24 protein-coding genes and 2 pseudogenes are annotated in these 26,797 nt (G+C 71.9%); 19 read left to right on the top strand and 7 right to left on the bottom strand.

The features are described 5' to 3' along the window. Positions 1–68: 68 nt before the first annotated feature. Complete coding sequence (locus AB5J56_RS22500) at positions 69–398, top strand: rhodanese-like domain-containing protein (protein ID WP_369242702.1); 330 nt, start codon at positions 69–71, stop codon at positions 396–398. 72 nt (positions 399–470) lie between these two features. Here the strand turns inward: AB5J56_RS22500 and AB5J56_RS22495 are convergent, their stop codons facing one another. After that, a complete protein-coding gene (locus AB5J56_RS22495; RefSeq protein ID WP_369234567.1) occupies positions 471–1,673 on the bottom strand; it encodes an acyl-CoA dehydrogenase family protein in 1,203 nt (400 codons plus the stop codon). A 520-nt stretch (positions 1,674–2,193) separates the two neighbouring features. Between AB5J56_RS22495 and AB5J56_RS22490 the strand changes: the two genes are divergently transcribed. The 3 genes from AB5J56_RS22490 to AB5J56_RS22480 are packed head-to-tail and all read left to right on the top strand — an operon-like array spanning position 2,194 to position 5,179. Then, complete coding sequence (locus AB5J56_RS22490) at positions 2,194–3,111, top strand: DUF5819 family protein (RefSeq protein WP_369234566.1); 918 nt, start codon at positions 2,194–2,196, stop codon at positions 3,109–3,111. After that, positions 3,108–4,343 carry an HTTM domain-containing protein gene (locus tag AB5J56_RS22485; protein ID WP_369234565.1) on the top strand — a complete coding sequence of 412 codons (1,236 nt, stop codon included), beginning with the start codon at positions 3,108–3,110 and terminating at the stop codon, positions 4,341–4,343. Before AB5J56_RS22490 ends, AB5J56_RS22485 begins: the two co-directional genes overlap by 4 nt. After that, on the top strand, positions 4,340–5,179 hold the full coding sequence (locus AB5J56_RS22480) for a TrmH family RNA methyltransferase (protein ID WP_369234564.1): 840 nt from the start codon (positions 4,340–4,342) through the stop codon (positions 5,177–5,179). The genes AB5J56_RS22485 and AB5J56_RS22480 overlap by 4 nt, the downstream gene beginning before the upstream one ends. A 20-nt stretch (positions 5,180–5,199) precedes the next feature. Here AB5J56_RS22480 and paaN read toward each other — a convergent pair whose 3' ends face one another. Next, positions 5,200–6,906, bottom strand: coding sequence for a phenylacetic acid degradation protein PaaN (paaN, locus tag AB5J56_RS22475; RefSeq protein WP_369234563.1), 1,707 nt, complete (start codon positions 6,904–6,906; stop codon positions 5,200–5,202). A gap of 148 nt (positions 6,907–7,054) precedes the next feature. On the opposite strand from paaN, the gene AB5J56_RS22470 reads away from it, so the two are divergent. Then, positions 7,055–8,569 carry a 3-hydroxyacyl-CoA dehydrogenase gene (locus tag AB5J56_RS22470; RefSeq protein ID WP_369234562.1) on the top strand — a complete coding sequence of 505 codons (1,515 nt, stop codon included), beginning with the start codon at positions 7,055–7,057 and terminating at the stop codon, positions 8,567–8,569. Beyond that, on the top strand, positions 8,566–9,156 hold the full coding sequence (locus tag AB5J56_RS22465; protein WP_369234561.1) for a TetR/AcrR family transcriptional regulator: 591 nt from the start codon (positions 8,566–8,568) through the stop codon (positions 9,154–9,156). Before AB5J56_RS22470 ends, AB5J56_RS22465 begins: the two co-directional genes overlap by 4 nt. Positions 9,157–9,158: 2 nt before the next feature. On the opposite strand, the gene AB5J56_RS22460 is transcribed toward AB5J56_RS22465, so the two are convergent. Then, complete coding sequence (locus AB5J56_RS22460; RefSeq protein WP_369234560.1) at positions 9,159–9,659, bottom strand: Lrp/AsnC family transcriptional regulator; 501 nt, start codon at positions 9,657–9,659, stop codon at positions 9,159–9,161. A 173-nt stretch (positions 9,660–9,832) separates the two neighbouring features. Here AB5J56_RS22460 and pdhA (AB5J56_RS22455) point away from each other — a divergent pair, with 173 nt between their 5' ends. The 8 genes and pseudogenes from pdhA (AB5J56_RS22455) to AB5J56_RS22420 all read left to right on the top strand — a co-directional run bounded on the left by pdhA (AB5J56_RS22455) (position 9,833) and on the right by AB5J56_RS22420 (position 18,543). Further along, positions 9,833–11,005 (top strand): pyruvate dehydrogenase (acetyl-transferring) E1 component subunit alpha, encoded by a 1,173-nt coding sequence (gene pdhA, locus AB5J56_RS22455; RefSeq protein ID WP_369234559.1) that lies wholly within the window; start codon positions 9,833–9,835, stop codon positions 11,003–11,005. Continuing rightward, the gene (locus AB5J56_RS22450; RefSeq protein WP_369234558.1) at positions 11,002–12,006 is read left to right on the top strand and encodes an alpha-ketoacid dehydrogenase subunit beta; all 1,005 of its coding nucleotides are present in this window, start codon (positions 11,002–11,004) and stop codon (positions 12,004–12,006) included. The genes pdhA (AB5J56_RS22455) and AB5J56_RS22450 overlap by 4 nt, the downstream gene beginning before the upstream one ends. Next, on the top strand, positions 12,006–13,355 hold the full coding sequence (locus AB5J56_RS22445) for a dihydrolipoamide acetyltransferase family protein (RefSeq protein WP_369234557.1): 1,350 nt from the start codon (positions 12,006–12,008) through the stop codon (positions 13,353–13,355). Before AB5J56_RS22450 ends, AB5J56_RS22445 begins: the two co-directional genes overlap by 1 nt. Positions 13,356–13,430: 75 nt before the next feature. After that, positions 13,431–13,790 (top strand): annotated as a pseudogene (locus AB5J56_RS22440) (molybdenum cofactor guanylyltransferase); the annotation flags it as partial. 465 nt (positions 13,791–14,255) lie between these two features. Continuing rightward, positions 14,256–14,810: pseudogene (locus AB5J56_RS22435) on the top strand (DUF6457 domain-containing protein); the annotation flags it as partial. Further along, the gene (locus AB5J56_RS22430) at positions 14,807–16,330 is read left to right on the top strand and encodes a molybdopterin molybdotransferase MoeA (RefSeq protein ID WP_369234556.1); all 1,524 of its coding nucleotides are present in this window, start codon (positions 14,807–14,809) and stop codon (positions 16,328–16,330) included. The pseudogene AB5J56_RS22435 and the gene AB5J56_RS22430, both read left to right, overlap by 4 nt. Positions 16,331–16,355: 25 nt before the next feature. Beyond that, complete coding sequence (locus tag AB5J56_RS22425; protein ID WP_369234555.1) at positions 16,356–17,462, top strand: TrkA family potassium uptake protein; 1,107 nt, start codon at positions 16,356–16,358, stop codon at positions 17,460–17,462. A gap of 100 nt (positions 17,463–17,562) precedes the next feature. Next, positions 17,563–18,543 carry an NAD(P)H-quinone oxidoreductase gene (locus AB5J56_RS22420; protein WP_369234554.1) on the top strand — a complete coding sequence of 327 codons (981 nt, stop codon included), beginning with the start codon at positions 17,563–17,565 and terminating at the stop codon, positions 18,541–18,543. 40 nt (positions 18,544–18,583) lie between these two features. Here AB5J56_RS22420 and AB5J56_RS22415 read toward each other — a convergent pair whose 3' ends face one another. After that, the gene (locus AB5J56_RS22415) at positions 18,584–18,976 is read right to left on the bottom strand and encodes a hypothetical protein (RefSeq protein ID WP_369234553.1); all 393 of its coding nucleotides are present in this window, start codon (positions 18,974–18,976) and stop codon (positions 18,584–18,586) included. A 182-nt stretch (positions 18,977–19,158) separates the two neighbouring features. On the opposite strand from AB5J56_RS22415, the gene AB5J56_RS22410 reads away from it, so the two are divergent. Both AB5J56_RS22410 and AB5J56_RS22405 read left to right on the top strand, forming a co-directional pair. Next, positions 19,159–19,731, top strand: a complete 573-nt coding sequence (locus AB5J56_RS22410) for a PadR family transcriptional regulator (protein ID WP_369234552.1) — start codon at positions 19,159–19,161, stop codon at positions 19,729–19,731. Between the two features lie 97 nt (positions 19,732–19,828). Then, on the top strand, positions 19,829–20,368 hold the full coding sequence (locus AB5J56_RS22405; protein WP_369234551.1) for a bacterial proteasome activator family protein: 540 nt from the start codon (positions 19,829–19,831) through the stop codon (positions 20,366–20,368). 81 nt (positions 20,369–20,449) lie between these two features. Here the strand turns inward: AB5J56_RS22405 and AB5J56_RS22400 are convergent, their stop codons facing one another. From AB5J56_RS22400 to pdhA (AB5J56_RS22390), 3 genes are read right to left on the bottom strand one after another with little or no spacing between them, the layout of a single operon-like run. After that, positions 20,450–21,892 (bottom strand): dihydrolipoamide acetyltransferase family protein, encoded by a 1,443-nt coding sequence (locus tag AB5J56_RS22400; protein WP_369234550.1) that lies wholly within the window; start codon positions 21,890–21,892, stop codon positions 20,450–20,452. A 10-nt stretch (positions 21,893–21,902) separates the two neighbouring features. After that, positions 21,903–22,883, bottom strand: coding sequence for an alpha-ketoacid dehydrogenase subunit beta (locus AB5J56_RS22395; protein ID WP_369234549.1), 981 nt, complete (start codon positions 22,881–22,883; stop codon positions 21,903–21,905). A 2-nt stretch (positions 22,884–22,885) separates the two neighbouring features. Next, positions 22,886–24,085 carry a pyruvate dehydrogenase (acetyl-transferring) E1 component subunit alpha gene (pdhA, locus tag AB5J56_RS22390; RefSeq protein ID WP_369234548.1) on the bottom strand — a complete coding sequence of 400 codons (1,200 nt, stop codon included), beginning with the start codon at positions 24,083–24,085 and terminating at the stop codon, positions 22,886–22,888. A 379-nt stretch (positions 24,086–24,464) separates the two neighbouring features. Between pdhA (AB5J56_RS22390) and AB5J56_RS22385 the strand changes: the two genes are divergently transcribed. From AB5J56_RS22385 to AB5J56_RS22375, 3 genes are all read left to right on the top strand, one after another. Further along, positions 24,465–25,130, top strand: a complete 666-nt coding sequence (locus AB5J56_RS22385; protein WP_369234547.1) for a response regulator — start codon at positions 24,465–24,467, stop codon at positions 25,128–25,130. Positions 25,131–25,209: 79 nt separating this feature from the next. Further along, positions 25,210–25,632, top strand: a complete 423-nt coding sequence (locus tag AB5J56_RS22380) for a pyridoxamine 5'-phosphate oxidase family protein (protein WP_369234546.1) — start codon at positions 25,210–25,212, stop codon at positions 25,630–25,632. A gap of 103 nt (positions 25,633–25,735) precedes the next feature. Continuing rightward, positions 25,736–26,758, top strand: coding sequence for a phosphotransferase (locus AB5J56_RS22375; RefSeq protein WP_369242701.1), 1,023 nt, complete (start codon positions 25,736–25,738; stop codon positions 26,756–26,758). The last annotated feature ends 39 nt before the right edge of the window (positions 26,759–26,797 follow it).

Raw genomic sequence — 26,797 nt, 5'->3', positions numbered from 1 at the left:
GTCGCACGGGCAGGGTCCGGGGTGTCGGTGCCGTCGGGTAGCGTCGGGGTATGGCTTTTGGATCTGGTGTGCCCACGGTCGAGGTCGGGGATCTCGCGGACGGAGACTTCCTGCTGGACGTCCGTGAGGACGACGAGTGGCAGGCGGGTCACGCCGCGGGGGCGTTGCACATCCCCATCAGTGAATTCGTCGCCCGCTACGGCGAGTTGACCGAGGCGGCTCCGCAGGACGGCCGGATCCACGTGATCTGCCGCTCCGGTGGCCGTTCGGCGCAGGTCACGCAGTACCTGGTCCAGCAGGGCATCGACGCGGTGAACGTCGACGGGGGCATGCAGATCTGGGCAGCCGCCGGCCGCCCCGTCGTGGACGACAAGGGCCAGACCGGCTTCGTGCTGTAACCCTGGGTCGGGTGTCCCGGTCCCGCGTGAGCGGGACTGGGACGGGGACCGGGACCCGGACGGGGTGAGGGTTCAGCCCAGGGGATGCGCCGCGAGCAGGTCCCCGAGGGCCTCCTCGTGTGCCGCGGCCGGTCCCAGGGACAGCTCCAGCTGCTTGGCCCAGGCGTGGTACCGGTGCAGCGAATAGTCGGTGTCGGCGCCGAAGCCCCCGTGCAGATGCTGCGCGGTCTGCACGACCCGCCGTACGCCCTCGGACGCCCAGATCTTCGCCACGGCCACATCCCCGGACGCCGGGAGAGCGCCCCCCGCGCCCGTGCTGATCCGCCAGGCGGCCTGCCAGAGGGTCGCCTCCATGGCACGCAGGTCGATATAGCGGTCGGCGGCCTGGACGGCGACGGCCTGGAACGTGGCGACGGGAAAGCCGAACTGCTCCCGCTTGCTGGTGTAGGAGCTGGTCATCGCGAGCACACCGTCGCCGAGTCCGAGCGCGAGCGCGCATGTCCCGGTGGCCAGCAGCTCCCGTAGCCACTCCCACGCGCCCTCGGCGTCGATGACGTCCCGGGCGGCGATCCGTACGGACTCCAGACGCAGTTCGCCGAGCCGTTCGCCGGTCGTGGAGATCTGCTCGCCGATGCCGACCCCCTCGTGGACACGGGGCACGAGCGCGAGTACGGCGCGTTCCGTGCCGTCGCTCCCCCCGCCGGCGTCGTCCGACCCGGCGACATGTCCCGTGACAGGCCCCGTGACATGTCCCGTCACATGGGCAGGTACGACGGTGAAGTCGGCGTTGTGCGCCCATGGGACCGCCGTCTGCACCCCGTCCAGCACCCAGGTGTCACCGTCCTGCCGTGCGGTCACCGCGAGTTCGGCCGGATCGTGCCCGGTCCGGCCGTTCGCCGCGACGGTCAGGACGACCTCGCCGCGTCCCGCACGCGCGAGCAGATCCGCCTTCAGCTCGTGGCCGCCGTAGGCCTGTACGGCCGCCGCGGCCGCCGTGCTCTCCAGGAGTGGCACCCGGGCGAGCACCTTCCCCGCCTCGCGCAGCACCAGGCACAGGGTGACGGCGTCGAGTCCCGCGCCGTCGTACTCGGCGTCGAGGAGCAGGCTCAGCAGGTCGGCGTCGGCGAGCCTGGCCCACAACGCCCGGTCGAAGTCGTCCGCGACGGCGCCCGCCGTCAGCGCGGGGCTGGGCACGCCGTCGGGAGCCACCCCCGCGAACACCGCTTTCGCCGCCTCGAGCGCCGCCTGCTGCTCCTCGGTGAAGGTGAAGTCCACGGTCCCTGCCTTCCCGCGCGCCGGCCCACCGACCGGACCTCCGGATCTGACGGACCGTCAAGATAGAACAGGTTCTAGGAGAAGGGAACGGCTGGAGGGCTGGAACGGCTCGCCGCACCTCGGCAAACCGACCAGCCGATCGTTCGGTCGGCTTGATTCGACCGTGGAGCGTGGCGCCGTAAGGTGTCAACCGCTGTGGACAACCGTGGCGCCGCCGGAGTGACGGCTGTGTCTCCCGGGGCTGTGCCGGGTGGGCGTGCCTGAGTACCGTTCCCGTGCGAATGCCCTGGCGCGGTGTGCGTGGGCGGTACGGCTCCGCGTGGACCGCGGCGAGAATCGGACCTGGCATCGGGCACTTGGCATCGGGCATCGGAAAGCGGCATCGGCAGCGAACAGCGGCATCGGAATCGGGGCGGAATGAACGCGCACGACGAGGACTCGAACGCCGGGCAGGGCCCGGCCGAGCCGCACGGCTTCGTGCCGCCCAACGAGTCCCCCCGTCCCCGAGTCCCCCACCCCCGTGCCCCCCGCCCCGGAGCCCGACGAGCCCCAGGTCGCCGAGCCCACCGAGCCCACCGAGCCCACTGAGCCCACCGACACCACTGACACCACTGACACCACTGACACCACCCACATCCCGCCCCCCGACCCTCCACCTGCCGCCTTCACCACCCCTGCCGTCCTGGCCGTCCCTGCTGTGCCCGCTGTGCCCCCCGTGCCCGCGCCCACCGGTGTCGCCGCCCTCTCCCTCCGGTACCAGATCGCTGCGGCCCTCGCGCTCGCGGTCGTGGCGGTCGCCGCCTGTGTGCATCTCGGCATGGTGTTCCTGCATGTCGCGCCGTCGAACACGGTCACCAGGCAGCACGGGCGGGCGATCGACGAGTGGGTCTATCCCGAGTTCGAGCAGAACTGGAAGCTCTTCGCGCCCAACCCGCTCCAGCAGAACATCGCGGTCCAGGTCCGCGCCGAGGTCCGCCTGGAGAACGGCAGCAGCCGGGAGACCGGCTGGTACGACCTGTCGGCGCTGGACGGCGCGGCCATCGGCGGCAATCTGCTGCCGAGCCACACCCAGCAGAACGAACTGCGTCGGGCCTGGGACTTCTACGTCGCCACGCACGACAGCGCGAACCGTCCCATGGCCCTGCGCGGCGCCCTCTCCGAGAAGTACCTGCGTCGGATCGTGGTGCTGCGCCTGGACCGCGACGCGGTGGGCGGCGATGTCGAGCGCGTCCAGGTCCGCTCCCGTACGACCAACGTGCCGCCCCCCAAGTGGAGCGAGGAGCAGGTGTCGGACAAGCCCGTGCTCCGCGTCCTTCCCTGGTGGGCGGTGGCCCGGGATGACCGGACGGAAGCGCAGGCCGCCGCCCGGACGGCCGCCCAAGCCCCTGGCCAGGTCCCCGCTCAGGCCCCCGTCCGGACGAAGGCGAGCGCCCGATGAACCGATTCGCCCTCTGGGTCTCGCGCGGTGTCACCCGGGTCACCGGCGCGGCCCTCGGCCCGTACCAGTCCGCCGTGATCCGGATCGGCTTCTCCGCCACGTGGTTGCTGTTCCTGCTGCGCGAGTTCCCGCACCGCCAGGAGATGTACGGGCCCGACGGGCCGTGGAGCTGGGATCTCGCCCAGCAGCTCATCGCGAACAACCACGCCTTCACGGTCCTGCTCTGGTCGGACAGCCAGTTCTGGTTCGAGACCGTCTACGTGCTGGCCGCCCTGTCGAGCGTTCTGCTGATGCTGGGCTGGCGCACCCGCACGATGTCGGTGCTCTTCATGGTCGGCGTGCTCTCGCTGCAGAACCGCAGCGTCTTCATGGGGGACGGCGGCGACAACGTCATCCATCTGATGGCGATCTACCTGGTGCTGACGCGCTGCGCCCAGGTGTGGTCGCTGGACGCGCGCCGGGCGCGGCTCGGGCAGGCGGCACGCGCGCGTGGGGAGCGGGGGCCCGGCCCCGACCGGGTCGGTCCCGCCCTGTGGTTCGTGCTCGGCCTCGTGCTGGCGGTGGCGACGGGAGCGGGCAAGATCGGCGGCGGCTGGCTGGGCGGCTGGGCGACGGTCTTCTGGGGGCTGTGGGCGGTTCAGGGCCTGTGGTGGTGCGTCGGGCGCCTCGGGCCGCGCGCGGAGCCCCGCATCCTGCTCGACGTCATCGCCAACGTCGTGCACAACGCGGGCCTGTTCGTGATCATGGCCGAGGCGTGTCTGATCTACTCGACCGCCGGCTGGTACAAGATCCAGGGCTCGCGCTGGCAGGACGGCACCGCCGTCTACTACCCGCTCCATCTGGACTACTTTTCGCCGTGGCCCGCGCTCTCCGACCTGCTCGCCGCGCATGGCGTGATGGTGATGCTGGTGACGTACGGGACGGTCGTGGTGCAGGTCGCCTTCCCGTTCACGCTGTTCAACCGGCGGGTCAAGAACGTCCTGCTGGCGGTGATGATGACCGAGCACGCGGTGATCGCCGTGGTCCTGGGGCTGCCGTTCTTCTCGCTCGCGATGATCGCCGCCGACGCGGTGTTCCTGCCGACGTCCTTCCTGCGGCGCCTCGGCGCGTGGGCCACGCGCGCGCGTGGAGGGCTGTTTCCGGGAGGTGGGCGCCCGCTACCGGAGCCGCGAGGGGAGCAGCCGCGCACCCCGGAGCCGGCCGAGCACACGCACGTAGGCTTCACGGCATGAACGACCCCGTACGTGCTCCGGGCGATCCCGTGCCCGTCTCGCCCGACTCCGCACGTGGTTCGGGCGATCCGGTGTCCGCCACGCTCGACCCCGTACGTGCCTGGCGCAGGCTGGCCGACGGCTCCGTGCTGCTCGACGGCTTTCACGCTCTCAAGCACGCGGTGCGGTTCGGGGCGGACATTCCGGTGGCCGTCACCGTCGACCGGGCGGCCGCCCTCGCGCTGGCCGACGAACTCGCCCCGGACGTACGTGACCGGCTCGACGCGCTGCTGACGGAGGTGCCGCAGGAGACGCTGAAGGCGCTGATTCCGCGCCCGCATCCCACCGCGGTCGCCGCCCTCGCCGTACGGCCTGCCCGCGAGGCGAATCTGCGTGCGCTGGCACGGACGCCCCGCAGTGCGCCCGTGGTGGTGCTGGACAATCCGCGCAACCTCGGCAACGCCGGGGCCGTGATCCGGCTCGCGGCTGGCTTCGGCGCGACCGGGGTGGTCATGACCGGCACGCTGGACCCCTGGCATCCCACGGTCGTACGCGGTGGAGCGGGCCTGCACTTCGCGACCGCCGTGGAGCGGCTGACGGTGGACGAGCTGCCGCCGGGCCCGGTGTTCGCGCTCGACCCGGAGGGCGAGGACATCCGCGGCATGAAGCTCCCCGACGACGCCGTGCTCGCGTTCGGATCCGAGCGCACCGGCCTCTCCGCCGAACTGCGCGCCCGCACCGACCACCTGGTGTCCCTGCCGATGCGCCCCCAGGTCTCCAGCTACAACCTCGCGACCAGTGTGGCCATGACGCTGTACCACTGGAGCGCGACCGGGGGCGCACCGCACGTTCCTTAGAGCCTGTGTCCCATCGGCTCTCAGGCCTCCCGGCGGACCTCCACCACGCGGAAGCGTCCCGCGACGAACGCCCCGTCGCACAGTGCCGCGTTGGCCGCCGGGTTGCCGCCCGAGCCGTGGAAGTCGGAGAAGGCCGCGGTCTGGTTGACGTAGACCCCGCCGGTGAGGTTCAGCGAGAGCTGGGCGCACTCCTCCAGGCAGGCCTCCTGGACGAGCTGCTCGACCTCCTCGGAGGTGGTGTACGCGCCGACGGTCATCGCGCCCTTGTCGCTGATCGTGCGGCGCAGCAGCTCCACCGCGTCCGCCGCCGAGTCGACGGCCACCGCGAAGGAGACGGGACCGAAGCACTCGCTCATGTAGGCGGCCTCGTCGTCGGCCCCCTCCCAATATTTCCGCGCTCCGTCGAGCTTCACGATCACGGGCGTACGTACGACCGCGTCCGGGAACTCGGGGTTGCTGATCTCCCGTGAGGCGAGGGCGACTTCACCGAGGCCCGCGGCGGCCTCCAGGCGGGCCTTCACGTCCGGGTTGACGATGGCGCCGAGGAGCCCATTGGCGCGGGCGTCGTCACCGAGGAGCCCGCCGACGGACCTGGCGAGGTCGGCGACGACCTCGTCGAAGGACCGGGGGCCCTCCTCCGTGCGGATGCCGTCGCGGGGGATGAGCAGGTTCTGCGGGGTGGTGCACATCTGGCCGCTGTACAGGGACAGCGAGAACGCCAGGTTGGCGAGCATGCCCTTGTAGTTGTCGGTCGACTCCACGATCACCGTGTTGACGCCGGCCTTCTCCGTGTAGACCTGCGCCTGGCGGGCGTTGGTCTCCAGCCAGTCGCCGAACGCCGTCGAGCCCGTGTAGTCGATGATCCGGATCTCGGGGCGGGTGGCCAGGGTCTTGGCGATGCCCTCGCCCGGACGCTCGGCGGCCAGCGCCACCAGGTTCGGGTCGAAGCCCGCCTCGGCGAGGACCTCGCGGGCGACCTGGACGGTGAGCGCGAGCGGCAGCACCGCGCGCGGGTGGGGCTTCACGAGCACCGCGTTGCCGGTGGCCAGGGAGGCGAACAGGCCCGGGTAGCCGTTCCACGTCGGGAAGGTGTTGCAGCCGATCATCAGGGCGATGCCGCGCGGCACGGGCGTGAACTGCTTGGTCAGTGCGAGCGGGTCCCGCTTGCCCTGGGGCTTGGTCCACTCGGCGTTGTCGGGGGTGCGGACCTGCTCCACGTAGGCGTACGCCACCGCTTCCAGGCCGCGGTCCTGCGCGTGCGGGCCGCCCGCCTGGAACGCCATCATGAAGGCCTGGCCGCTGGTGTGCATGACCGCGTGTGCGAGCTCGTGCGTGCGGTTGCTGATCCGCTTGAGGATCTCCAGGCAGACCACGGCGCGCATCTCCGCGCCCGCGTCGCGCCATGCGCGCTGCCCGGCCCGCATGGCGGGCAGCAGCACGTCGAGGTCCGCGTGCGGGTACGTGACGCCCAGCTCGATTCCGTACGGCGAGACCTCGCCGCCCACCCAGTCGTCGGTGCCGGGCTGGCCGAGGTCGAGGCGGGTGCCCAGGAGGGCGTCGAAGGCGGCCTTGCCCTCCGCCATGCCCAGGCTGCCGTTCTCGCCGTACGCCTTGGGGTGCTCGGGGTGCGGGGACCAGTACGCGCGCGTGCGGATCGCTTCCAGCGCCTGGTCGAGAGTGGGCCGGTGTGCGGCGGTCAGCTGGTGCGCGGTCAGTTCGGCGGCCATCAGGGACCAACTCCTCGTCTCTTGAGCTCCTCGTCGAGCCCATGAGCTGGGCAGGAATGGACAGACACGGCTAGAGTAACCGAACGATCGGTCGGGACAAGGGGGTCCGCCGCATCTGTGGAAAACCCCGTGCGGGAGGATCGCGCACATGACAGCACTCGACCTCAGCAGCCCCGTGGCCGTCGTCGGTACCGGCACCATGGGCCAGGGCATCGCCCAGGTCGCGTTGACCGCCGGACACCGCGTGCGGCTCCACGACGCCGTCCCCGGACGTGCCGACGCGGCGGCCGAGGCGATCGGCGCCCGCCTGGACCGGCTCGTCGAGAAGGACCGTCTCACGAGCGCCGACCGGGACGCCGCCCGCGCCCGGCTGCACCCGGCGCAGGGGATCGCCGAGCTCGCGGACTGCGCGCTCGTCGTCGAGGCGGTGCTGGAGCGGCTCGACGTGAAGCAGCAGCTGTTCCGCGAGCTGGAGGACGTCGTCGGGGACGACTGCCTGCTCGCCACCAACACCTCCTCCCTGTCCGTCACCGCCATCGGCGGCGCCCTGCGCCACCCGGGCCGTTTCGTCGGGCTGCACTTCTTCAACCCCGCGCCGCTACTGCCGCTCGTGGAGGTCGTCTCCGGCTTCGCGACCGACGTCACGTACGCCACGCGCGCGTACGAGATGGCGCGCGCCTGGGGGAAGACGCCGGTCGCGTGCGCCGACACGCCCGGCTTCATCGTCAACCGCATCGCGCGGCCGTACTACGCCGAGGCCTTCGCGGTGTACGAGTCGCAGGCGGCCGACCCCGCGACCATCGACGCGGTGCTGCGCGAGTCGGGCGGCTTCAGGATGGGCCCCTTCGAGCTGACCGACCTGATCGGGCAGGACGTCAACGAGTCCGTCACGCATTCCGTGTGGCAGGCCTTCTTCCAGGACGTGCGGTTCACGCCCTCGCTCGCCCAGCGCCGCCTGGTCGAGTCCGGCCGGTTCGGCCGCAAGGCGGGACAGGGCTGGTACGACTACGGGGACGACGCCGAGCGCCCCGAGCCGCACACCGCGGAGCGGGCGCAGCCGCCCGCGTACGTCACGGTCGAGGGCGACCTGGGCCCCGCCTCCGAGCTGCTCGCCCTGATCCGCGAGGCGGGCATCCCGGTCCGCGAGGACGAGGAGGACCACGGCACCCGGCTGATGCTGCCCAGCGGCGGCCAGCTGGTGCTGGCGGACGGCCAGACCTCGATCGAGTTCCGTGACGTCGTCTACTTCGACCTGGCGCTCGACTACCGGAGGGCCACCCGTATCGCGCTGTCCGCCTCGCAGGACACCGCGCCGCAGACGGTCGCCGAGGCCATCGGCCTCTTCCAGGCGCTCGGCAAGGACGTCAGTGTCATCGGGGACGCACCCGGCATGATCGTCGCGCGGACCGTGGCCCGGATCGTGGACCTGGCGCACGACGCCGTCGCCAAGGGGGTGGCCACCGAGGAGGACATCGACACGGCGATGCGGCTCGGCGTCAACTACCCGCTGGGGCCCTTCGAATGGTGCCGCAGGCTCGGCAGGACGTGGGCGCACGACCTCCTGGAGGAGCTGCACCTGCGCGAACCCTCGGGCCGTTACGCACCCTCCCTCGCGCTGTACCGCCACGGGCACGCCGCCGACAAGCGGGAGGGCTCCTCATGACCACCGCCAGGCGCGACACGTACACACCGGAGACGCTGCTCTCCGTCGCGGTCCGGGTCTTCAACGAGCGCGGCTACGACGGCACCTCCATGGAGCACCTCTCCAAGGCGGCCGGCATCTCCAAGTCGTCGATCTACCACCACGTCACGGGCAAGGAGGAGCTGCTGCGGCGCGCCGTCAGCCGGGCCCTGGACGGCCTCTTCGGGATCCTCGACGAGGAGCACGCGCGCGTGGGGCGTGCCGTGGAGCGGCTCGAGTACGTCGTACGGCGCATGGTCGAGGTGCTCACCTCCGAGCTGCCGTACGTGACGCTGCTGCTGCGCGTGCGCGGCAACACGGGCACCGAGCGGTGGGCCCTGGAGCGGCGCCGCGACTTCGACCACCGGGTCGCCGACCTGCTGAAGGCGGCGGCCGCCGACGGGGATCTGCGCGGTGACGTGGAGGTCCGGCTCGCCACCCGGCTCGTCTTCGGGATGATCAACTCGCTGGTGGAGTGGTATCGGCCCGACGGGCGCGGCGTCGGCGAGCGCGAGGTCGCCGACGCGGTGGTGCAGCTCGTCTTCTCAGGGCTCCGCCGAGAGCGGTGAGATCAGCCCTCCGGCTCCAGGTCCTCCTCTTCGAAGACCAGCAGTGTTCTCGTGCTGAGCACCTCCGGGATGGCCTGGAGGCGGGTGAGGACCAGCTCCCGTAGTGCCCTGTTGTCGGGGGTGTGCACCAGGAGCAGTACGTCGAAGTCGCCGCCCACCAGGGCGATGTGCGAGGCGCCGGGGAGGATCCGCAGCTGTTCGCGGACCGTGCGCCAGGTGTTCTGCACGATCTTGAGCGTGATGTACGCCGACGTGCCCTGACCGGCGCGTTCATGGTCGACGCGCGCCCCGAAGCCGCGGATCACACCGTCCTCGATGAGCCGGTTGATGCGGGCGTAGGCGTTGGCCCGGGAGACGTGCACGCGTTCGGCCACGGAGCGTATCGACGCGCGGCCGTCCGCCTGGAGCATCTGGAGGATGTCCTGGTCGATCGCGTCGAGCGGACGGGCGGGCGGCTCGGCCGGTCCGGGCTCCGGCGGTTCGGCCATTTGTTCAGGTGCCATGTCCCCCCGCCTCCCTCTCATGGACGTACTGCGTCCATCTCAGGCTGTGGAGAACCGTTTGTCCACAGCCTGGCGGTGCCTGTAGCCAAAATGTGCCGACGACCGAACAATCGGTAGGTGAGGCGCTTCACACGGCGCGCCTCTCGAAGCCGCTCCCACGAGGAGGTGCCGTCATGACGGTCATGGAGCAGCGAGGCGCTTACCGGCCCACGCCGCCGCCCGCCTGGCAGCCCCGCACCGACCCCGCGCCGCTGCTGCCCGACGCGCTGCCGTACCGCGTCCTCGGCACCGAGGCGGCCGGACAGGTCGACCCGGGTCTGCTGCGCCGTCTGTACGCGGAGCTGGTGCGCGGCCGCCGATACAACACGCAGGCCACCGCCCTCACCAAGCAGGGCCGCCTCGCCGTGTACCCCTCCAGCACCGGCCAGGAGGCCTGCGAGATCGCCGCCGCGCTGGTACTCCAGGAGCGTGACTGGCTCTTCCCGAGCTACCGCGACACCCTCGCGGCCGTCGCCCGCGGCCTCGACCCCGTGCAGGCCCTCACCCTGCTGCGCGGCGACTGGCACACCGGCTACGACCCGCGCGAGCACCGCGTCGCACCGCTGTGCACCCCGCTCGCGACCCAGCTCCCGCACGCCGTGGGCCTCGCGCACGCCGCCCGCCTCAAGGGCGACGACGTGGTCGCGCTCGCCCTGGTCGGCGACGGCGGCACCAGCGAGGGCGACTTCCACGAGGCGCTGAACTTCGCCGCCGTATGGCAGGCCCCGGTCGTGTTCCTCGTCCAGAACAACGGCTTCGCCATCTCCGTCCCGCTCGCCAAGCAGACCGCGGCGCCGTCGCTGGCCCACAAGGCCGTCGGCTACGGCATGCCGGGCCGGCTGGTCGACGGCAACGACGCGGCCGCCGTGCACCAGGTGCTGAGCGAAGCCGTCGCCCACGCGCGCGCGGGTGGCGGTCCGACGCTCGTGGAGGCGGTGACCTACCGCATCGACGCGCACACCAACGCCGACGACGCGACCCGCTACCGCGGCGACACCGAGGTCGAGACCTGGCGTGCGCACGACCCGATCGCGCTCCTGGAGCACGAGCTGACCGAACGCGGTCTGCTGGACGAGGACGGCATGCGCGCCGCACGCGACGACGCCGAGGCGATGGCCGCTGATCTGCGCGAGCGCATGAACCAGGATCCGGTGCTCGACCCCATGGATCTGTTCGCCCATGTGTATGCCGAGCCCACACCCCAACTGCGCGAGCAGGAGGCCCTGCTGCGGGCCGAGCTCGACGCCGAGGCCGACGGATCGCACGGGCACGCGCACGGGCACGGGCCGGAAGGAGCCGGGCGATGACCACCGTTGCCCTCAAACCGGCCACCATGGCGCAGGCCCTCGGGCGCGCCATGCGTGACGCCATGGCCGACGACCCGACCGTCCACGTCATGGGCGAGGACGTCGGCACCCTCGGCGGCGTCTTCCGGGTCACCGACGGCCTCGCCAAGGAGTTCGGCGAGGACCGCTGCACGGACACGCCGCTCGCCGAGGCGGGCATCCTCGGTACGGCCGTCGGCATGGCGATGTACGGGCTGCGGCCGGTCGTCGAGATGCAGTTCGACGCGTTCGCCTATCCGGCGTTCGAGCAGCTCATCTCGCACGTCGCCCGCATGCGCAACCGCACGCGGGGCGCGATGCCGATGCCGATCACCATCCGTGTTCCCTACGGCGGCGGCATCGGCGGAGTCGAGCACCACAGCGACTCCTCCGAGGCGTACTACATGGCGACCCCGGGGCTCCATGTCGTCACGCCCGCGACGGTCGCCGACGCCTACGGGCTGCTGCGCGCCGCCATAGCCTCCGACGACCCGGTCGTCTTCCTGGAGCCCAAGCGCCTGTACTGGTCGAAGGATTCCTGGAACCCGGACGAGCCGCCGGCCGTTGAGCCGATAGGCCGCGCGGTGGTGCGGCGCTCGGGCCGGAGCGCCACGCTCATCACGTACGGGCCGTCGGTGCCGGTCTGCCTCGAAGCCGCCGAGGCGGCGCGGGCCGAGGGCTGGGACCTCGAAGTCGTCGACCTGCGCTCCCTGGTGCCGTTCGACGACGAGACGGTCGCCGCGTCCGTACGACGCACCGGACGCGCGGTCGTCGTGCACGAGTCGGGCGGGTACGGCGGACCGGGCGGGGAGATCGCGTCCCGGATCACGGAGCGCTGCTTCCACCACCTGGAGGCGCCGGTGCTGCGCGTGGCCGGGTTCGACATCCCCTACCCGCCGCCGATGCTGGAGCGCCACCACCTGCCCGGCGTCGACCGGATTCTGGACGCCGTGGGGCGTCTGCAGTGGGAGGCGGACAACTGATGGCTCAGGTGCTGGAGTTCAAGCTCCCCGACCTCGGTGAGGGTCTGACCGAGGCGGAGATCGTCCGCTGGCTGGTGGAGGTCGGGGACGTCGTCGCCATCGACCAGCCCGTCGTCGAGGTCGAGACGGCCAAGGCGATGGTCGAGGTGCCCTGCCCCTACGGCGGTGTGGTCACCGCCCGCTTCGGCGAGGAGGGCACCGAACTGCCCGTGGGATCACCGCTGCTGACGGTCGCGGTGGGCGCGCCCGCCGAGGCGTTCTCGGAGGCGGCCTCCGGGGAGGGCGACGAGACCTCCGGCAACGTGCTGGTGGGATACGGCACGGGGGCGGCGCCCGCGCGGCGTCGCAGGGTGCGGCCCCAGCAGACGGGTTCGGCGCGCCCCGTCGAGCGGACCTTGCCCTCGCCCGAACCGGTACCCGCCGCCGCGGTGGAGCGGCCGGAGGGGCCCGTGCCGGTGATCTCCCCGCTCGTGCGCCGGCTCGCCCGGGAGAACGGGGTGGATCTGCGGGAGCTGGAGGGCTCGGGGCCCGAGGGGCTGATCCTGCGGGCGGACGTCGAGTACGCGCTGCGGGCCGCGGTCACGCAGGGGCGGGCGGCGCCGACGGCTTCGCCCGTGCATGTGCAGCCCGCACCCGCCGCCGCTCCCGTCGGCCGGGGCGAGGGTGTCCGGGTCCCGCTGCGCGGGGTGCGCGGCGCCGTCGCCGACAAGCTCTCCCGCAGCCGCCGGGAGATCCCCGACGCGACTACCTGGGTGGACGCCGACGCGACGGAACTCATGCACGCGCGCGTGGCGATGAACGCCGCGGGCGGCCCGAAGATCTCCCTGCTGGCGCTGCTCGCCCGGATCTGCACCGCCGCGCTGGCCCGGTTCCCCGAGCTCAACTCGACGGTCGACATGGAGGCCCGCGAGGTCGTCCGGCTCGACCAGGTGCACCTGGGCTTCGCTGCGCAGACGGAGCGGGGGCTCGTCGTCCCCGTCGTACGGGACGCGCACGCGCGGGGCGCAGAGTCGCTGAGCGCGGAGTTCGCGAGGCTCACCGAGTCGGCGCGCACCGGGACGCTGACGCCCGGGGAACTCACGGGCGGAACCTTCACGTTGAACAACTACGGGGTGTTCGGCGTCGACGGCTCCACGCCGATCATCAACCACCCCGAGGCGGCCATGCTGGGCGTCGGCCGGATCATCCCCAAGCCCTGGGTGCACCAGGGCGAGCTGGCGGTGCGCCAGGTCGTCCAGCTCTCGCTCACCTTCGACCACCGGGTGTGCGACGGCGGCACGGCGGGCGGTTTCCTGCGCTATGTCGCGGACTGCGTGGAACAGCCGGCGGTGCTGCTGCGCACGTTGTAGCCGCCGGGAGCCCACCCCCGTCCACATGCTGTGCGCGGGGGTGGAAATGATCCTTCGGGCGCTCATACTCGGGGGATGAACGCGTACGAGCCCCCGGGCGCGCCCGGCGCCGCCGGGTACGACGCCGTCGTGCTCGCCGGGGGCGCGGCCCGGCGGCTCGGCGGAGCCGACAAGCCCGCCGTGCGCGTGGGCGGTCGTCCCCTGCTCGACCGGGTTCTGGCCGCGTGCACCGGCGCCGCCAGCACGGTCGTCGTGGCCGAGCCCAGACCGACCGCGCGCTCCGTGATCTGGGCCCGCGAGGACCCACCCGGCGGCGGCCCCCTCGCCGCCCTCGCCGCCGGGCTCCGGCACATCTCGGCAGAACACGTCGTGGTCCTCTCCGCCGACCTGCCGTTCCTGGACGAGGAAACGGTGGGCCGCCTGCTGGCGGTGCTGCGAGCGGAGGCGCCCGGTGGGGGGCCCGCAGACCTCGAAGACGACCCGACCCGCTCCTATGGCAGGTCGGGCGCCCTTGACGACGGGTCACCCGGCCTCGACGGCGGAGCAACCGCCCTTGGCGGCACGTCGGACGGCCTCGGCGGCACGTCGGCTCGCGCCGAGGGCGAATCGTCCGCCCATCGGCGGACGGCGCTCACCGACCCCGACCTTCTGGGACAGGAGCCGGCGGCGCCTCAGGCGGATGCTCTCGGCGAGTGGACGGCCGACCTTGACGGGCAGTCGCCCGGCCCTGATTCCGGTGCACCTGACCCCGGCGGCAAGTCGCCCGGCCCTGACGCGGGCGCACCTGACCTTGGCAGCAGGTCGCCCGGCCTTGATGCCGGAGTGCCCGACCCCGACGGCAAGCCGTCCCGCCCCGCCCGTAACTCGCCCGACCCCGAAGGCGTCGCGCTCACCCATCCCGACGGCGTCCTGCTCACCGACCCCGACGGGCGGGACCAACCCCTCGTGGCCGCCTACCGTGTCGCCTCGCTGCGGCGTGAACTGGCGGTGCTCGTGGCCGAGTACGGCGGTCTGGACGGGCTGCCGCTTCGGCGGCTCACCGGGGCGCTCGATCTCACTCGTATCTCCGACCCCGTCGCGTCCTTCGACTGCGACACCTGGGACGACATCGCCGCCGCCCGGGCACGTATCAGGGAGCATGGGCACGTGTTGGATGAATGGATTTCCGCAGTCAAGGACGAACTGGGCATCGACCTGGACGTCGACACCGGCGTCCTGCTCGACCTGGCCCGTGACGCCGCGCACGGTGTCGCCCGGCCCGCGGCGCCGCTGACCACGTTCCTCGTGGGATACGCGGCGGCCCAGGCGCAGGGCGGCCCCGAAGCCGTGGCCGAGGCCGCCCGCAAGGCCGCGGCGCTGGCGCTCCGCTGGGCCGATGAGGACGCTCCCGACGCCAAGCCCGCAGCCGGCTCCGAAGCTGGGAACGGGCCCGGCGATCGGCCCGACGCCGGATGACCGCGCCGCGTGCCCGGGTCGGCCACGACGCCGACGATCTCGACGTGGAGGAGGCCCTGGCCTTGGTGAAGGACAGTGGCGAGCGGAGTCCGCGGGAACCCGGGCCCGGCCGGCGGAGTCAGGACGCACAGGACCTCGACGTCGAGGAGGCCCTCGCCCTGGTGAGGGACGCCAACGCCCGCGACCCGCACGGCAACGCCCGGAATCCGCACGGCAACGCCCGCGACCCGCATGACCCGCACGGTGTCTCCGTCCCCGCCCCCTCTCCTCGCGAAGCCCACGCAGGGCACCCGGCCCACCCCGCCAAGCCCGGCCACCACAAGGCCACCCCCTGGCCCGAGGCCCGCACCACCGCCGAGCGGGCCGCCCGCTCCGTACCGCGGCGGGCCCCTGTCTCCGTCCCCCTGGATGCCGCCCTCGGCCTGGTCCTCGCCGCTCCCCTCGCCGCGCTCACGGATCTGCCCTCGTTCGACACCTCCGCGATGGACGGCTGGGCGGTCGCCGGGCCGGGCCCCTGGGACGTACGGGAGGAGGGGGCGCTCGCGGGGCAGGCGCAGCCGCGGCCCCTCACCGACGGCGAGGCGATGCGGATCGCGACCGGCGCGCGCATTCCGCAGGACACCACGGCCGTGCTGCGCAGCGAACATGGACAGACGGACGGCCGAGGACGGTTGCACGCCACTCGGGACCTGGCCCACGGGCAGGACATCCGGCCGCGCGGCCAGGAGTGCCGCAGCGGCGATCATCTGCTGCCCACCGCCACGGTGGTCACCCCGGCGGTGCTGGGGCTCGCCGCGGCCGCCGGGTACGACACCGTCTCCGTCGTTCCGCGCCCACGCGCCGAAGTGCTCGTACTGGGCGACGAGTTGCTGACCGAGGGACTGCCCCGCGACGGACTGATCCGGGACGCGCTGGGCCCCATGCTGCCGCCCTGGCTGCGTGCACTCGGCGCCGAGGTCGTCGCGGTGCGCAGGCTCGGTGACGACGCAGAGGCCCTGCACCGCGCGATCACCGGCTCCGGCGCCGACCTGATCGTCACCACCGGCGGCACCGCCGCGGGCCCCGTCGACCACGTCCACCCCATCCTGGCCCGCATCGGCGCCGAGCTCCTCGTGGACGGCGTCAAGGTGCGCCCCGGCCACCCCATGCTCCTGGCCCGCACCAGGGAGGACCAGCACCTCGTCGGCCTGCCCGGCAACCCCCTGGCCGCCGTCTCCGGGCTGCTCACGCTCGCCGAGCCCCTCCTGCGGACCCTGGCGGGCCGCAGGGCCCCTGAGTCGTACACGCTGCCCCTCACCAGCGAGGTGCACGGGCATCCGTATGACACCCGGCTCATCCCCGTGGTGCTCAGCGCCGACGCGGCCGCGCCGCTGCACTACAACGGCCCGGCCATGTTGCGTGGCATCGCCGCGGCCGACGCCCTCGCGGTCGTGCCGCCGGGCGGCGCCCGCCCGGGTCAGGAGCTCGAACTGCTCGATCTGCCGTGGGCGATGGGCGGAATTGGGGAGTGTTTCACGTGAAACGTCGAAACAGGGAGTGTTTCACGTGAAACTTCCTGGCCGGGACGCGATCGCTCGCCAGCCGGACGAACTTCTCGTGATCCATCAGGTGAGCCTTCCGAGGAAGGTGGTCGACCGCCCGATCCTCCAGGTCGGCAGGCGCGTGGCCATGGCCCTGCTGGTGCTGGTCACGACCGCGCTGATCGTCTGGATCGACCACGACGGCTACAACGACAATTCCGACGGCACCGTCGATCTGCTCGACGCCTGCTACTACGCGACGGTCACCCTCTCCACCACGGGATACGGCGACATCACGCCGGTCAGCGACGCAGCCCGGCTCACCAACATCTTCGTCATCACACCTCTGCGCGTGCTGTTCCTGATCATCCTGGTCGGCACCACGCTGGAGGTCCTCACCGAACGCACCCGGGAGGAGTGGCGTCTGAACCGCTGGAGGGCGGCCTTGCACGATCACACCGTTGTCATCGGCTTCGGGACGAAGGGGCGGTCGGCCGTCGAGACCGTCTGCGCGGCGGGAGCCGCGCCGCTCAAGAAGGAACAGGTCGTCGTGGTCGACCCCAACGCGAAGGTCGTCGAAGCGGCCACTGCCGAGGGGTACGCCGGAGTCGTCGGGGACGCGACCCGCAGCGATGTGCTGGCGCGGGCCGAGGTGCGCAAGGCCCGGCAGATCATCATCGCGACGCAGCGCGACGACACCGCGGTGCTGGTCACCCTGACCGCCCGCCAGCTCAACCGCACAGCGAAGATCGTCGCGGCCGTACGCGAGGAGGAGAACGCGCCGCTGCTGCGGCAGTCCGGCGCCGACGCCGTCATCACCAGCGCCAGTGCGGCCGGGCGGCTGCTCGGGCTCTCCGTGCTCAGTCCCAGCGCGGGCATGGTCATGGAGGACCTCATCCAGCAGGGCAGCGGCCTCGACATCACCGAACGGCCGGTCACCAAGGCCGAGGTGGGGCTCGGGGTGCGCGAGACGGACGACCTCGTGGTGAGCGTCGTACGAGGGCACCGGGTGCTCGGATACGACGATCCGGACCTCGGGCCGCTGGAACTGACGGACCGGCTGATCACGATCGTGCGGGTGACCTCGGACAGGCCGGCGGCACCCGACAGGCGCCCGCTGCCCCGGGACTGATCCGGAGCAGTGGGCGCCTGTCGGGCGCCGCCGGCCTTCACGGTGCCTCGGCCCGGAGGGCCGCCGCCTCCGAATCACCGCGAGGAGTAGCGTCCTTCTCATGTACGCGATCACGATTCCTGAACCTGGTGGGCCCGAGGCGCTGGTGTGGGACGAGGTCCCCGATCCCGTGCCCGGTGAGGGCGAGGTCCTGGTCGAGGTGGTGGCCAGTGCCGTCAACCGCGCCGACCTGCTGCAGCGCCAGGGCTTCTACAACCCGCCGCCCGGCGCCTCCGTCTACCCCGGTCTCGAATGCTCGGGCCGCATCGTCGCGCTCGGTGCGAACGTCGCGGGCTGGTCCGTCGGCGACGAGGTGTGCGCGCTGCTCGCGGGCGGCGGATACGCCGAGAAGGTCGCCGTCCCGGCCGGACAGCTGCTGCCCGTGCCCGCGGGCCTCGACCTCAAGCAGGCGGCCGCCCTGCCCGAGGTGACGTGCACCGTGTGGTCGAACGTGTTCATGGTCAGCCATCTGCGCCCCGGCGAGACCTTGCTGGTACACGGCGGCTCCAGCGGCATCGGCACCATGGCGATCCAGCTCGCGAAGGCCGTCGGCGCGAAGGTCGCCGTCACCGCGGGCACCAAGGAGAAGCTCGACTTCTGCGCCGAGCTGGGCGCGGACGTCCTGATCAACTACCGCGAGCAGGACTTCGTCGAGGAGATCAAGCAGGCCACGGACGGCGCGGGCGCCGACGTCATCCTCGACAACATGGGCGCCAAGTACCTCGACCGCAATGTGCAGGCCCTCGCGGTCAACGGACGCCTCGCGATCATCGGCATGCAGGGCGGCATCAAGGGCGAGCTGAACATCGCCACGCTGCTGGGCAAGCGCGCCGCCATCAGCGCGACCTCGCTGCGCGCCCGGCCGCTCGGTGAGAAGACGGCCATCGTGGCGGCCGTACGGGAGCACGTGTGGCCGCTGATCGACGCCGGCCACGTACGGCCGGTCGTGGACCGCGAGCTGCCGATGAGCGACGCGGCGGCGGCCCACCAGGTGCTGGAGGAGAGCGGCAACATCGGGAAGGTGCTGCTCGTCGCGCCGTAGCGCGGCGGTCCGTGTCAGGAACGTGCCGCAGTCGTCGGTCTCAGCCGCGCCGGACGCGCAGGGCGAGGAAGGCGAGGCCGAGGCCCAGGCCGACGAGGATCAGTCCGCTGCCGAGGGGCACGATCCGCAGGACGGCTTCCTCGGCGGGCGCGGCGGGCAGAACGCTCTGCCGGACGGGGATCGCGGCGTTCCGGGACGGTTCGGGAACGACGGTGGCGTCCGATCGGGGGTCCTGGCCCTCGATCTCGGCCTCGCCGTCGTCCTCCTGCGCCGCGGGGTCCTCGCGGCCGGGCCGTTCGCGGCCCTCGCCCGCGAGGCTGCCGGCCCGGGAGACGGCGGGGGCGGGCTCGGCGGCGTACGCGGTGGGGACGGCGCCGGTGGCCAGGACCAGCAGCAGTCCGGCCACACGCAGCGTGCGGAGCCATGGAGTCATGCCGATGACCCCCTCCCGGTGCGGAGGCGCGAGGACGGTGTGCCGGTACCGGACGGTTCGCCTGCCGGACGGTTCGCCAAGATCGGCGGAACCAGCCTCACACGGCGTCCCGCGTCCGGCATCCCGACTGCTCCCCCGCGCCCCTTGGCGCGCCCCCGGGCCACCCGCTACAGATACCGGGTATGTCGATACGGCACGGTCTGCTGGCGCTCCTGGAGCGTGGCCCCCGCTACGGTGCACGGCTGCGGAGCGAGTTCGAGTCGCGCACCGGATCCACCTGGTCGCTGAACATCGGCCAGGTCTACACGACCCTCGGCCGCCTGGAACGCGACGGCCTGGTCACCCGGCAGGGTGCGGACCAGGCAGGACACACCCTGTACGCGCTGACGGAGGCGGGCCGCACCGAGCTGCGGGCCTGGTTCGGGCGCCCCGTCGAGCGCACCAGTCCGCCGCGCGACGAACTGGCCGTCAAGCTGGCGATGGCGGTCGGCGCGCCCGGCATCGACATCCGCACGGTGGTGGAGGTCCAGCGCCGCCATCTGACGGAGGCGATGCGCACGTACACCCGGCTGAGGGCGGGCGCGCTGGCCCGGGCGCCGGAGCACCGTGACGAGGTGGCCGCGCTGCTCGTCGTCGAGCGGCTGATCTTCCGCGCGGAGGCCGAGGTCCGCTGGCTCGACCACTGCGAGGCCCGGCTGCTGCGGTTCGCGCGGGCCGCCGCGACCGAGCCGCCACAGGTCGGGGGCCGACCGTGAGGCCGTACGGGCTCAAGCAGCCGGATCGTGAACGGTGGATCAGGCTCCGGAGGGGGCACCACCGTGGTGTGGAGTATGCGTGCGAGAGAATGGCTGCATGGAGATGCCGAGGAACGAACGGTCGCCGGAGAACCCCCAGATCCTGGTCGTGGGCCAGGACGGAATGGCCATCGGTGGCGGAGGCGACGAGGACTCCCGCGAGGTTCCGGTGACAGAGATGGTGGAGCAGCCGGCGAAGGTCATGCGGATCGGAAGCATGATCAAGCAGTTGCTGGAGGAGGTCCGCGTGGCTCCTCTGGACGAGGCGAGCCGGGTCCGGCTCAAGGAGATCCACGCCAGCTCGGTGAAGGAGCTGGAGGACGGCCTGGCCCCCGATCTCGTCGAGGAGCTGGAGCGGCTCTCCCTGCCCTTCACGGACGACCAAATCCCCAGTGACGCGGAACTGCGCATCGCGCAGGCCCAGTTGGTGGGCTGGCTGGAGGGACTCTTCCACGGGATCCAGACGACCCTGTTCGCCCAGCAGATGGCGGCCCGGGCCCAGTTGGAGCAGATGCGCCGCGCTCTGCCGCCGGGTGTCGGCGACGAGCACGGCGACGACCCGCGCGCGGGTGGCCGCTCGGGTGGGCCCTACTTGTAGGCCCGTAGCGGCAGTACGTATGGGTGGGGCCCGGCACGACAAGTGCCGGGCCCCACCCATGTGACAGGTGCGCGCGGGCGGTCAGGCCCAGGTGATCAGCCGCTTGGGCTGCTCCAGGATCGCCGCCACGTCGGCGAGGACCTTGGAGCCCAGCTCGCCGTCGACCAGGCGGTGGTCGAAGCTCAGCGCCAGCGTGGTCACCTGACGCGGCTTCACCTTGCCCTTGTGGACCCACGGCTGGAGCTTGATCGCGCCGACCGCGAGGATCGCGGACTCGCCGGGGTTGATGATCGGCGTGCCCGTGTCGACGCCGAAGACGCCGACGTTGGTGATCGTGACCGTGCCGCCCTGCATCGCGGCGGGGGAGGTCTTCCCCTCGCGGGCCGTCGACACCAGCTCGCCGAGCGCCTGCGCCAGCTGCGGCAGCGTCTTCTCGTGCGCGTCCTTGATGTTCGGGACGATCAGGCCGCGCGGGGTGGCCGCGGCGATGCCCAGGTTCACGTAGTGCTTGAGCACGATTTCCTGGTTGGCCTCGTCCCAGGACGCGTTGACGTCCGGGTTGCGCTTGATGGCGACCAGCAGGGCCTTGGCGATGAGCAGCAGCGGGTTCACCCGCAGCCCCTGCAACTCCTTGTCCTGCTTCAGCTCCTCGACGAGCTTCATCGTGCGCGTCACGTCGATCGTCACGAACTCGGTGACGTGCGGCGCGGTGAACGCCGAGCCGACCATGGCCTGGGCGGTCATCTTGCGGACGCCCTTGACCGGGACACGGGTCTCGCGCGCCGCGTCGTACGCGACCGCCGGGGCCGGAGCGGCCACGGCTGGCTGGGCCGCCACCGGCTCGGGAGCCGAGGGAGCTGCGGGTGCCACGGGCGCCGCCGGTGCGGCCGCCGCGTGGACGTCCTCGCGCGTGATGATCCCGTCGGGGCCCGAGGCGACGACGGACGCCAGGTCGACGCCCAGGTCCTTGGCGAGCTTGCGCACCGGGGGCTTCGCCAGCGGGCGCTCGGCCGTCCTCGCGCCGTGCCCGTTGAGGTTCAGTTCGCCCTGGATCGCGGCCGGAGCCTCCTGCGCGGGAATCTCGGCGCCCTTGCGGGGCCGGCGCTTGGTGGAGGACTCGGCGACCCCGTACCCCACGAGCACCGGCGTGCGGCCCTGCGGCTTGGTCTCCTCGGCGGGAGCCTCCTGCACCGGAGCCTGAACCGGCGCCTCGGCAGCGGGAGTTTCGGCAACAGGAGCAGCCGGAGCCACCGTGCCCCCGCCCACGTTCACCGCGATGATCGACGTGCCCACGTCGACCGTGCTGCCCTCGGGGAAGCGCAGCTCGTGCACGACCCCGTTGTACGGGATCGGCAGTTCGACGGCGGCCTTGGCCGTCTCGACCTCGCACACCACCTGCCCGTCCGTCACGGTGTCACCGGGCTGGACGTACCACTTGAGGATCTCCGCCTCGGTGAGTCCCTCGCCCACGTCGGGCATCTTGAACTCGCGGAGCCCCGACGCGTTCTCAGTCATCGTCGTCACGACCCTCTCCTCAGTACGCAAGCGAGCGGTCGACGGCGTCGAGCACCCGGTCCAGGCCCGGAAGGTACTCCTCCTCCAGGCGCGCCGGCGGGTACGGGGCGTGATAGCCGCCGACCCGCAGCACGGGCGCCTCCAGGTGGTAGAAGCACCGCTCCGTGATGCGGGCGGCGATCTCCGCGCCCGTACCGAGGAAGACCGGGGCCTCGTGCACCACGACCAGGCGGCGGGTCTTCTCCACCGAGGCCTGGACGGAGTCGAAGTCGATGGGGGACATCGAGCGCAGGTCCAGGACCTCCAGCGACTTGCCCTCCTCCTGGGCGGCCGCGGCGGCCTCCAGGCAGACCTTCACCATCGGGCCGTACGCGGCGAGCGTCAGGTCGGTGCCCTCGCGCAGCACACGCGCGGTGTGCAGCGGGCCGGGGATGGCCTCGGTGTTGACCTCGGACTTGTCCCAGTAGCGCCGCTTCGGCTCGAAGAAGATCACCGGGTCGTTGCTCTGGATGGCCTGCTGCATCATCCAGTACGCGTCGGAGGAGTTGGAGGGGGAGACCACCTTGAGGCCGGCGACGTGCGCGAAGAGCGCTTCCGGGGACTCCGAGTGGTGCTCGACCGCGCCGATGCCGCCGCCGTACGGAATGCGGATGACGACGGGAAGCTTGATCTTGCCGAGCGCCCGCGCGTGCATCTTCGCGAGCTGCGTGACGATCTGGTCGTACGCCGGGAAGACGAAGCCGTCGAACTGGATCTCCACCACCGGGCGGTAGCCGCGCAGGGCGAGGCCGATCGCGGTGCCGACGATGCCCGACTCGGCGAGCGGGGTGTCGATGACCCGGTCCTCGCCGAAGTCCTTCTGGAGGCCGTCGGTGACCCGGAAGACACCGCCGAGCTTGCCGACGTCCTCGCCCATGATCAGGACCTTGGGGTCGGCGTCGAGGGCCGTGCGCAGCGACTCGTTGATCGCCTTGGCCAGCGCCATCTTTTCTGCAGCCATCGCTACTCGCCCTCCCCTTCGGCTACGAACGACGCCTGGTAGGCGGCGAACTGGGCGCGCTCCTCGTCGACGAGCGCGTGGCCGTCCGCGTACGCGTTCTCGAAGATGGCGAAGTGGTCCGGGTCCGGCATGGCACGCACCACTTCACGCACTCGTTTGCCCAACGCCTCGCTCTCGGCTTCGAGTTCCGCGAAGAATCCCTCGTCCGCGTGGTGTGCGGCCTCGAGGTAGGTGCGCAGGCGCAGGATCGGGTCCTTCGCCTCCCACGACTCGCGCTCCTCGTCGGCCCGGTACTTGGTCGGGTCGTCGGAGGTGGTGTGCGCGCCCATGCGGTAGGTGAACGCCTCGATCAGTGTGGGGCCCTCGCCGCGGCGGGCCCGCTCAAGGGCCCACTTGGTGACGGCGAGGCAGGCGAGGACGTCGTTGCCGTCGACGCGGACGCCCGGGAAGCCGTAGCCCTGCGCGCGCTGGTAGAGCGGGACGCGGGTCTGCTTCTCGGTCGGCTCGGAGATGGCCCACTGGTTGTTCTGGCAGAAGAACACCACGGGGGCGTTGTAGACCGCGGAGAAGGTGAACGATTCGGCGACGTCGCCCTGGCTGGAGGCGCCGTCCCCGAAGTACGCGATGACGGCCGAGTCCGCGCCGTCCTTGGCGATGCCCATGGCGTAGCCGGTGGCGTGCAGCGTCTGCGAGCCGATGACGATCGTGTACAGGTGGAAGTTGTTGGTGTTCGGGTCCCAGCCGCCGTTGTTCACACCGCGGAACATGCCGAGCAGGTTGGTCGGGTCGACCCCGCGGCACCAGGCGACGCCGTGCTCGCGGTAGGTCGGGAAGACGTAGTCGTCCTCGCGGGTGGCGCGGCCGGAGCCGATCTGGGCGGCCTCCTGGCCGAGCAGCGACGCCCACAGGCCCAGCTCGCCCTGGCGCTGCAGGGAGGTGGCCTCGGCGTCGAAGCGGCGGGTCAGGACCATGTCCCGGTACAGCCCGCGCAGCTCCTCGGGGGTGATGTCGGCGACGTACGGGTCGTACGTGGCGTCCGCGACCCGCTCGCCCTCCGGGGTCAGCAGCTGAACGAGTTCGGGCTCGCTGCCCGGCGTGCTCGGTGACTTCTTGGCACCGGTGCGCTTGGCAGCGGTGCTTCCGGCGCTCTTCGTACCGGCGCTGCGTCGCGGCTTGCGCGCGGCAGTGCTCTCCACGGTCACGTGTGCTCCTCCGTCGGTCCGGCCCCCGGGGTTGCCGGTAGGCCAGTGCGGCTCGCCTGGTCCCGATACCCGTGCACGGGGTGGGTGCACTCGGCCGGGAACAGGCGTGACAGGTGCCCCGGCGAGCGCCCTGCAACCTTCACGTTACCCAGTGCTCCACAATTCTGTGAAACCCCTCCTGACCTGCGTTTTTGCTTGGATTTCCAAGTACTTTTACTAGGGATTCCAAGTACATCGCGCAGGTTCGGAACAGTTGCTGGTCACAGCACTGGTTACAGCCTTGCAGGGGGCCGGAACACCGGCACGTTATCCCGGCCACCCCGGGCACGGGAAGAGTTCACTTTGAGCGGGTCATGCGGTCCTGTGTGAGACTGACCTCGTGCCCGAAGATGGAAAAATCACCGTATTTCTCCTCGACGACCATGAGGTCGTCCGTCGCGGCGTCCATGAGCTGCTCTCGGTGGAGGACGACATCGAGGTGGTCGGCGAGGCCGGTACGGCGGCCGACGCGATGGTGCGGATTCCGGCCACCCGCCCCGACGTGGCCGTGCTGGACGTACGGCTCCCGGACGGCAGCGGCGTCGAGGTGTGCCGCGAGATCCGCTCCCGGGACGAGAACATCAAGTGCCTGATGCTGACCTCGTTCGCCGACGACGAGGCCCTCTTCGACGCGATCATGGCGGGTGCCTCGGGCTATGTCCTGAAGGCGATCCGCGGCGGCGAACTGCTTTCGGCGGTCCGTGACGTCGCCGCCGGGAAGTCCCTGCTGGACCCGGTGGCCACCGCGCGGGTGCTGGAGCGGCTGCGCGACGGCGGGGGCTCCAAGGAGGACGACAGGCTCGCCCACCTCACCGACCAGGAGCGCAGGATCCTGGATCTGATCGGCGAGGGTCTCACCAACCGTGTGATCGGCGAGCGGCTGCATCTCGCCGAGAAGACGATCAAGAACTACGTATCGAGTCTGCTTTCCAAACTGGGAATGGAGCGCCGTTCCCAGGCGGCCGCCTATGTGGCCCGCATGCAGGCGGAGAAACAGCGCCGCTGAAATATTCGGGACTTACGTCCCGGGCGCTCGGGGCGGGATCCTCTTCTTCCCGCCCTTCCCGGTGCCGGACATTGGTGGCATGCCGACCGACGAACAGCTCGCCGTGGAACTGCTCGCGCGTACCGACTACGGACGGGTCGCCACCAGCATGCGCGCGCTGCCCTTCCTCGCGTTCGCCCGCCACATCACCGTGGACGGCCGCCTCCTGCTGCGCATGCACAAGGGCCTGGGCTACCACCAGGCGTGCGCCGGCAGCGTCGTCGCGTACGGCGCCGACAACCTGAGTGCCGTCCGGTCCGGCGAGGGACTGTGGACCGTGCAGATCGTGGGCCGCTGCGGGGCTCACGAGCCGACCGCGGACGAGCTCGACCGGTTCGGCCCTGCCCCGCACCGCGTGGACGGCGAGCCCTTCGACCCGGTCTACCTGAGCATCGAACCGGAGTTCGCCACCGTGCACTCCACGGACAGTGGCCTGGAGCACCGGTACACGCACCGTCCGTAATCGACCCGGGGCCAGGTGCCCTACCATCTGGCGCGTGCCGCGCTCATCTGTACCACCGTCCGTGCCCCATGTACGACTCCCCGTGCGCCTCGTACCACCCCCTGTGTCGCACACGCCCCCGCTGGGCGCCCTGCTGCGGCAGTACGCCGCCGGGTCCGCGCTGACCTGTGAACCCGTCGACCAGGGACTGCTGAACCGCGGCTACCGGGTCGCCACGACCCGCGGCCGGTACTTCCTCAAGCACCACTTCGACCCCGAGACCGCCGACCCCGCCGCCATCGCCCACCAGCACCGGGCCACCCAGCGCCTCGCCGACCTCGGCGTTCCCGTCGCCCCGCCGCTGACCGGCACCGACGGGCGCACGGTCGCCGTCGTCGGGGGCCACGCCTACGCCCTGCACCCCTGGATCGACGGCCGGCACCGGCACGGCGGCCAGCTCACGACGGCGCAGTGCACCCGGCTGGGGGCGCTCCTGGGCGTCGTGCACGCCAGCTTGGAGCGCGTCATGCCGGCGCAGGGGCGCGCGCCCGAGCCAGGGCGTGCGCCCGCGCATCGGTCCGACGGCGCCGACCCCGCCGACACCTTCGCGCTCATCGACGACCTGCTCGCCCGGGTGCGCCGCCACCGCCCCTGCGACGCCTTCGACGAGCTGGCCGGCCACCGGCTCCTGGAGCGGCGCGCCCTCCTGGAACGGCACGCGGACCGGCGGCCCCCGCAGGGCGGCTCGGAGGGCTGGGTGCACGGCGACTTCCACCCGTTCAACCTGCTCTACCGCGACGGCGAGCCGGCCGCGATCGTCGACTGGGACCGGCTCGGCGTGCAGCCCCGCGCGGAGGAGGCCGTCCGCGCCGCCGTGATCTTCTTCGTCCGCCCCGTCGGGACGCTCGATCTGGCGAAGGTACGGGCCTACGCGCGCGCCTACCGGCGTACCGCGGGCGCGGGCCCCGCCGAACTCGCGGCGGCCGTGCACCGCGTCTGGTGGGAGCGCCTCAACGACTTCTGGATACTGCGCTGGCACTACGAGCGCGGCGACACCCGCGCCGATCCGCAGTTCCCCGCGGCCTCGGCGCTGGTGGTGTGGTGGACACGGGAGTACGCGGCGGTGCGGGAGGCGTTCGCGGGGTGAGCCGACGAGAGATCGTCGGGTGAGCCCACGAAAACGGGG

The organism is Streptomyces sp. R21 (genome assembly GCF_041051975.1).
In the GTDB taxonomy this organism is placed as follows: domain Bacteria; phylum Actinomycetota; class Actinomycetes; order Streptomycetales; family Streptomycetaceae; genus Streptomyces.
The sequence above is the reverse complement of the archived record's forward strand: the minus strand, read 5'-3'. Positions and strand labels throughout refer to the sequence as shown.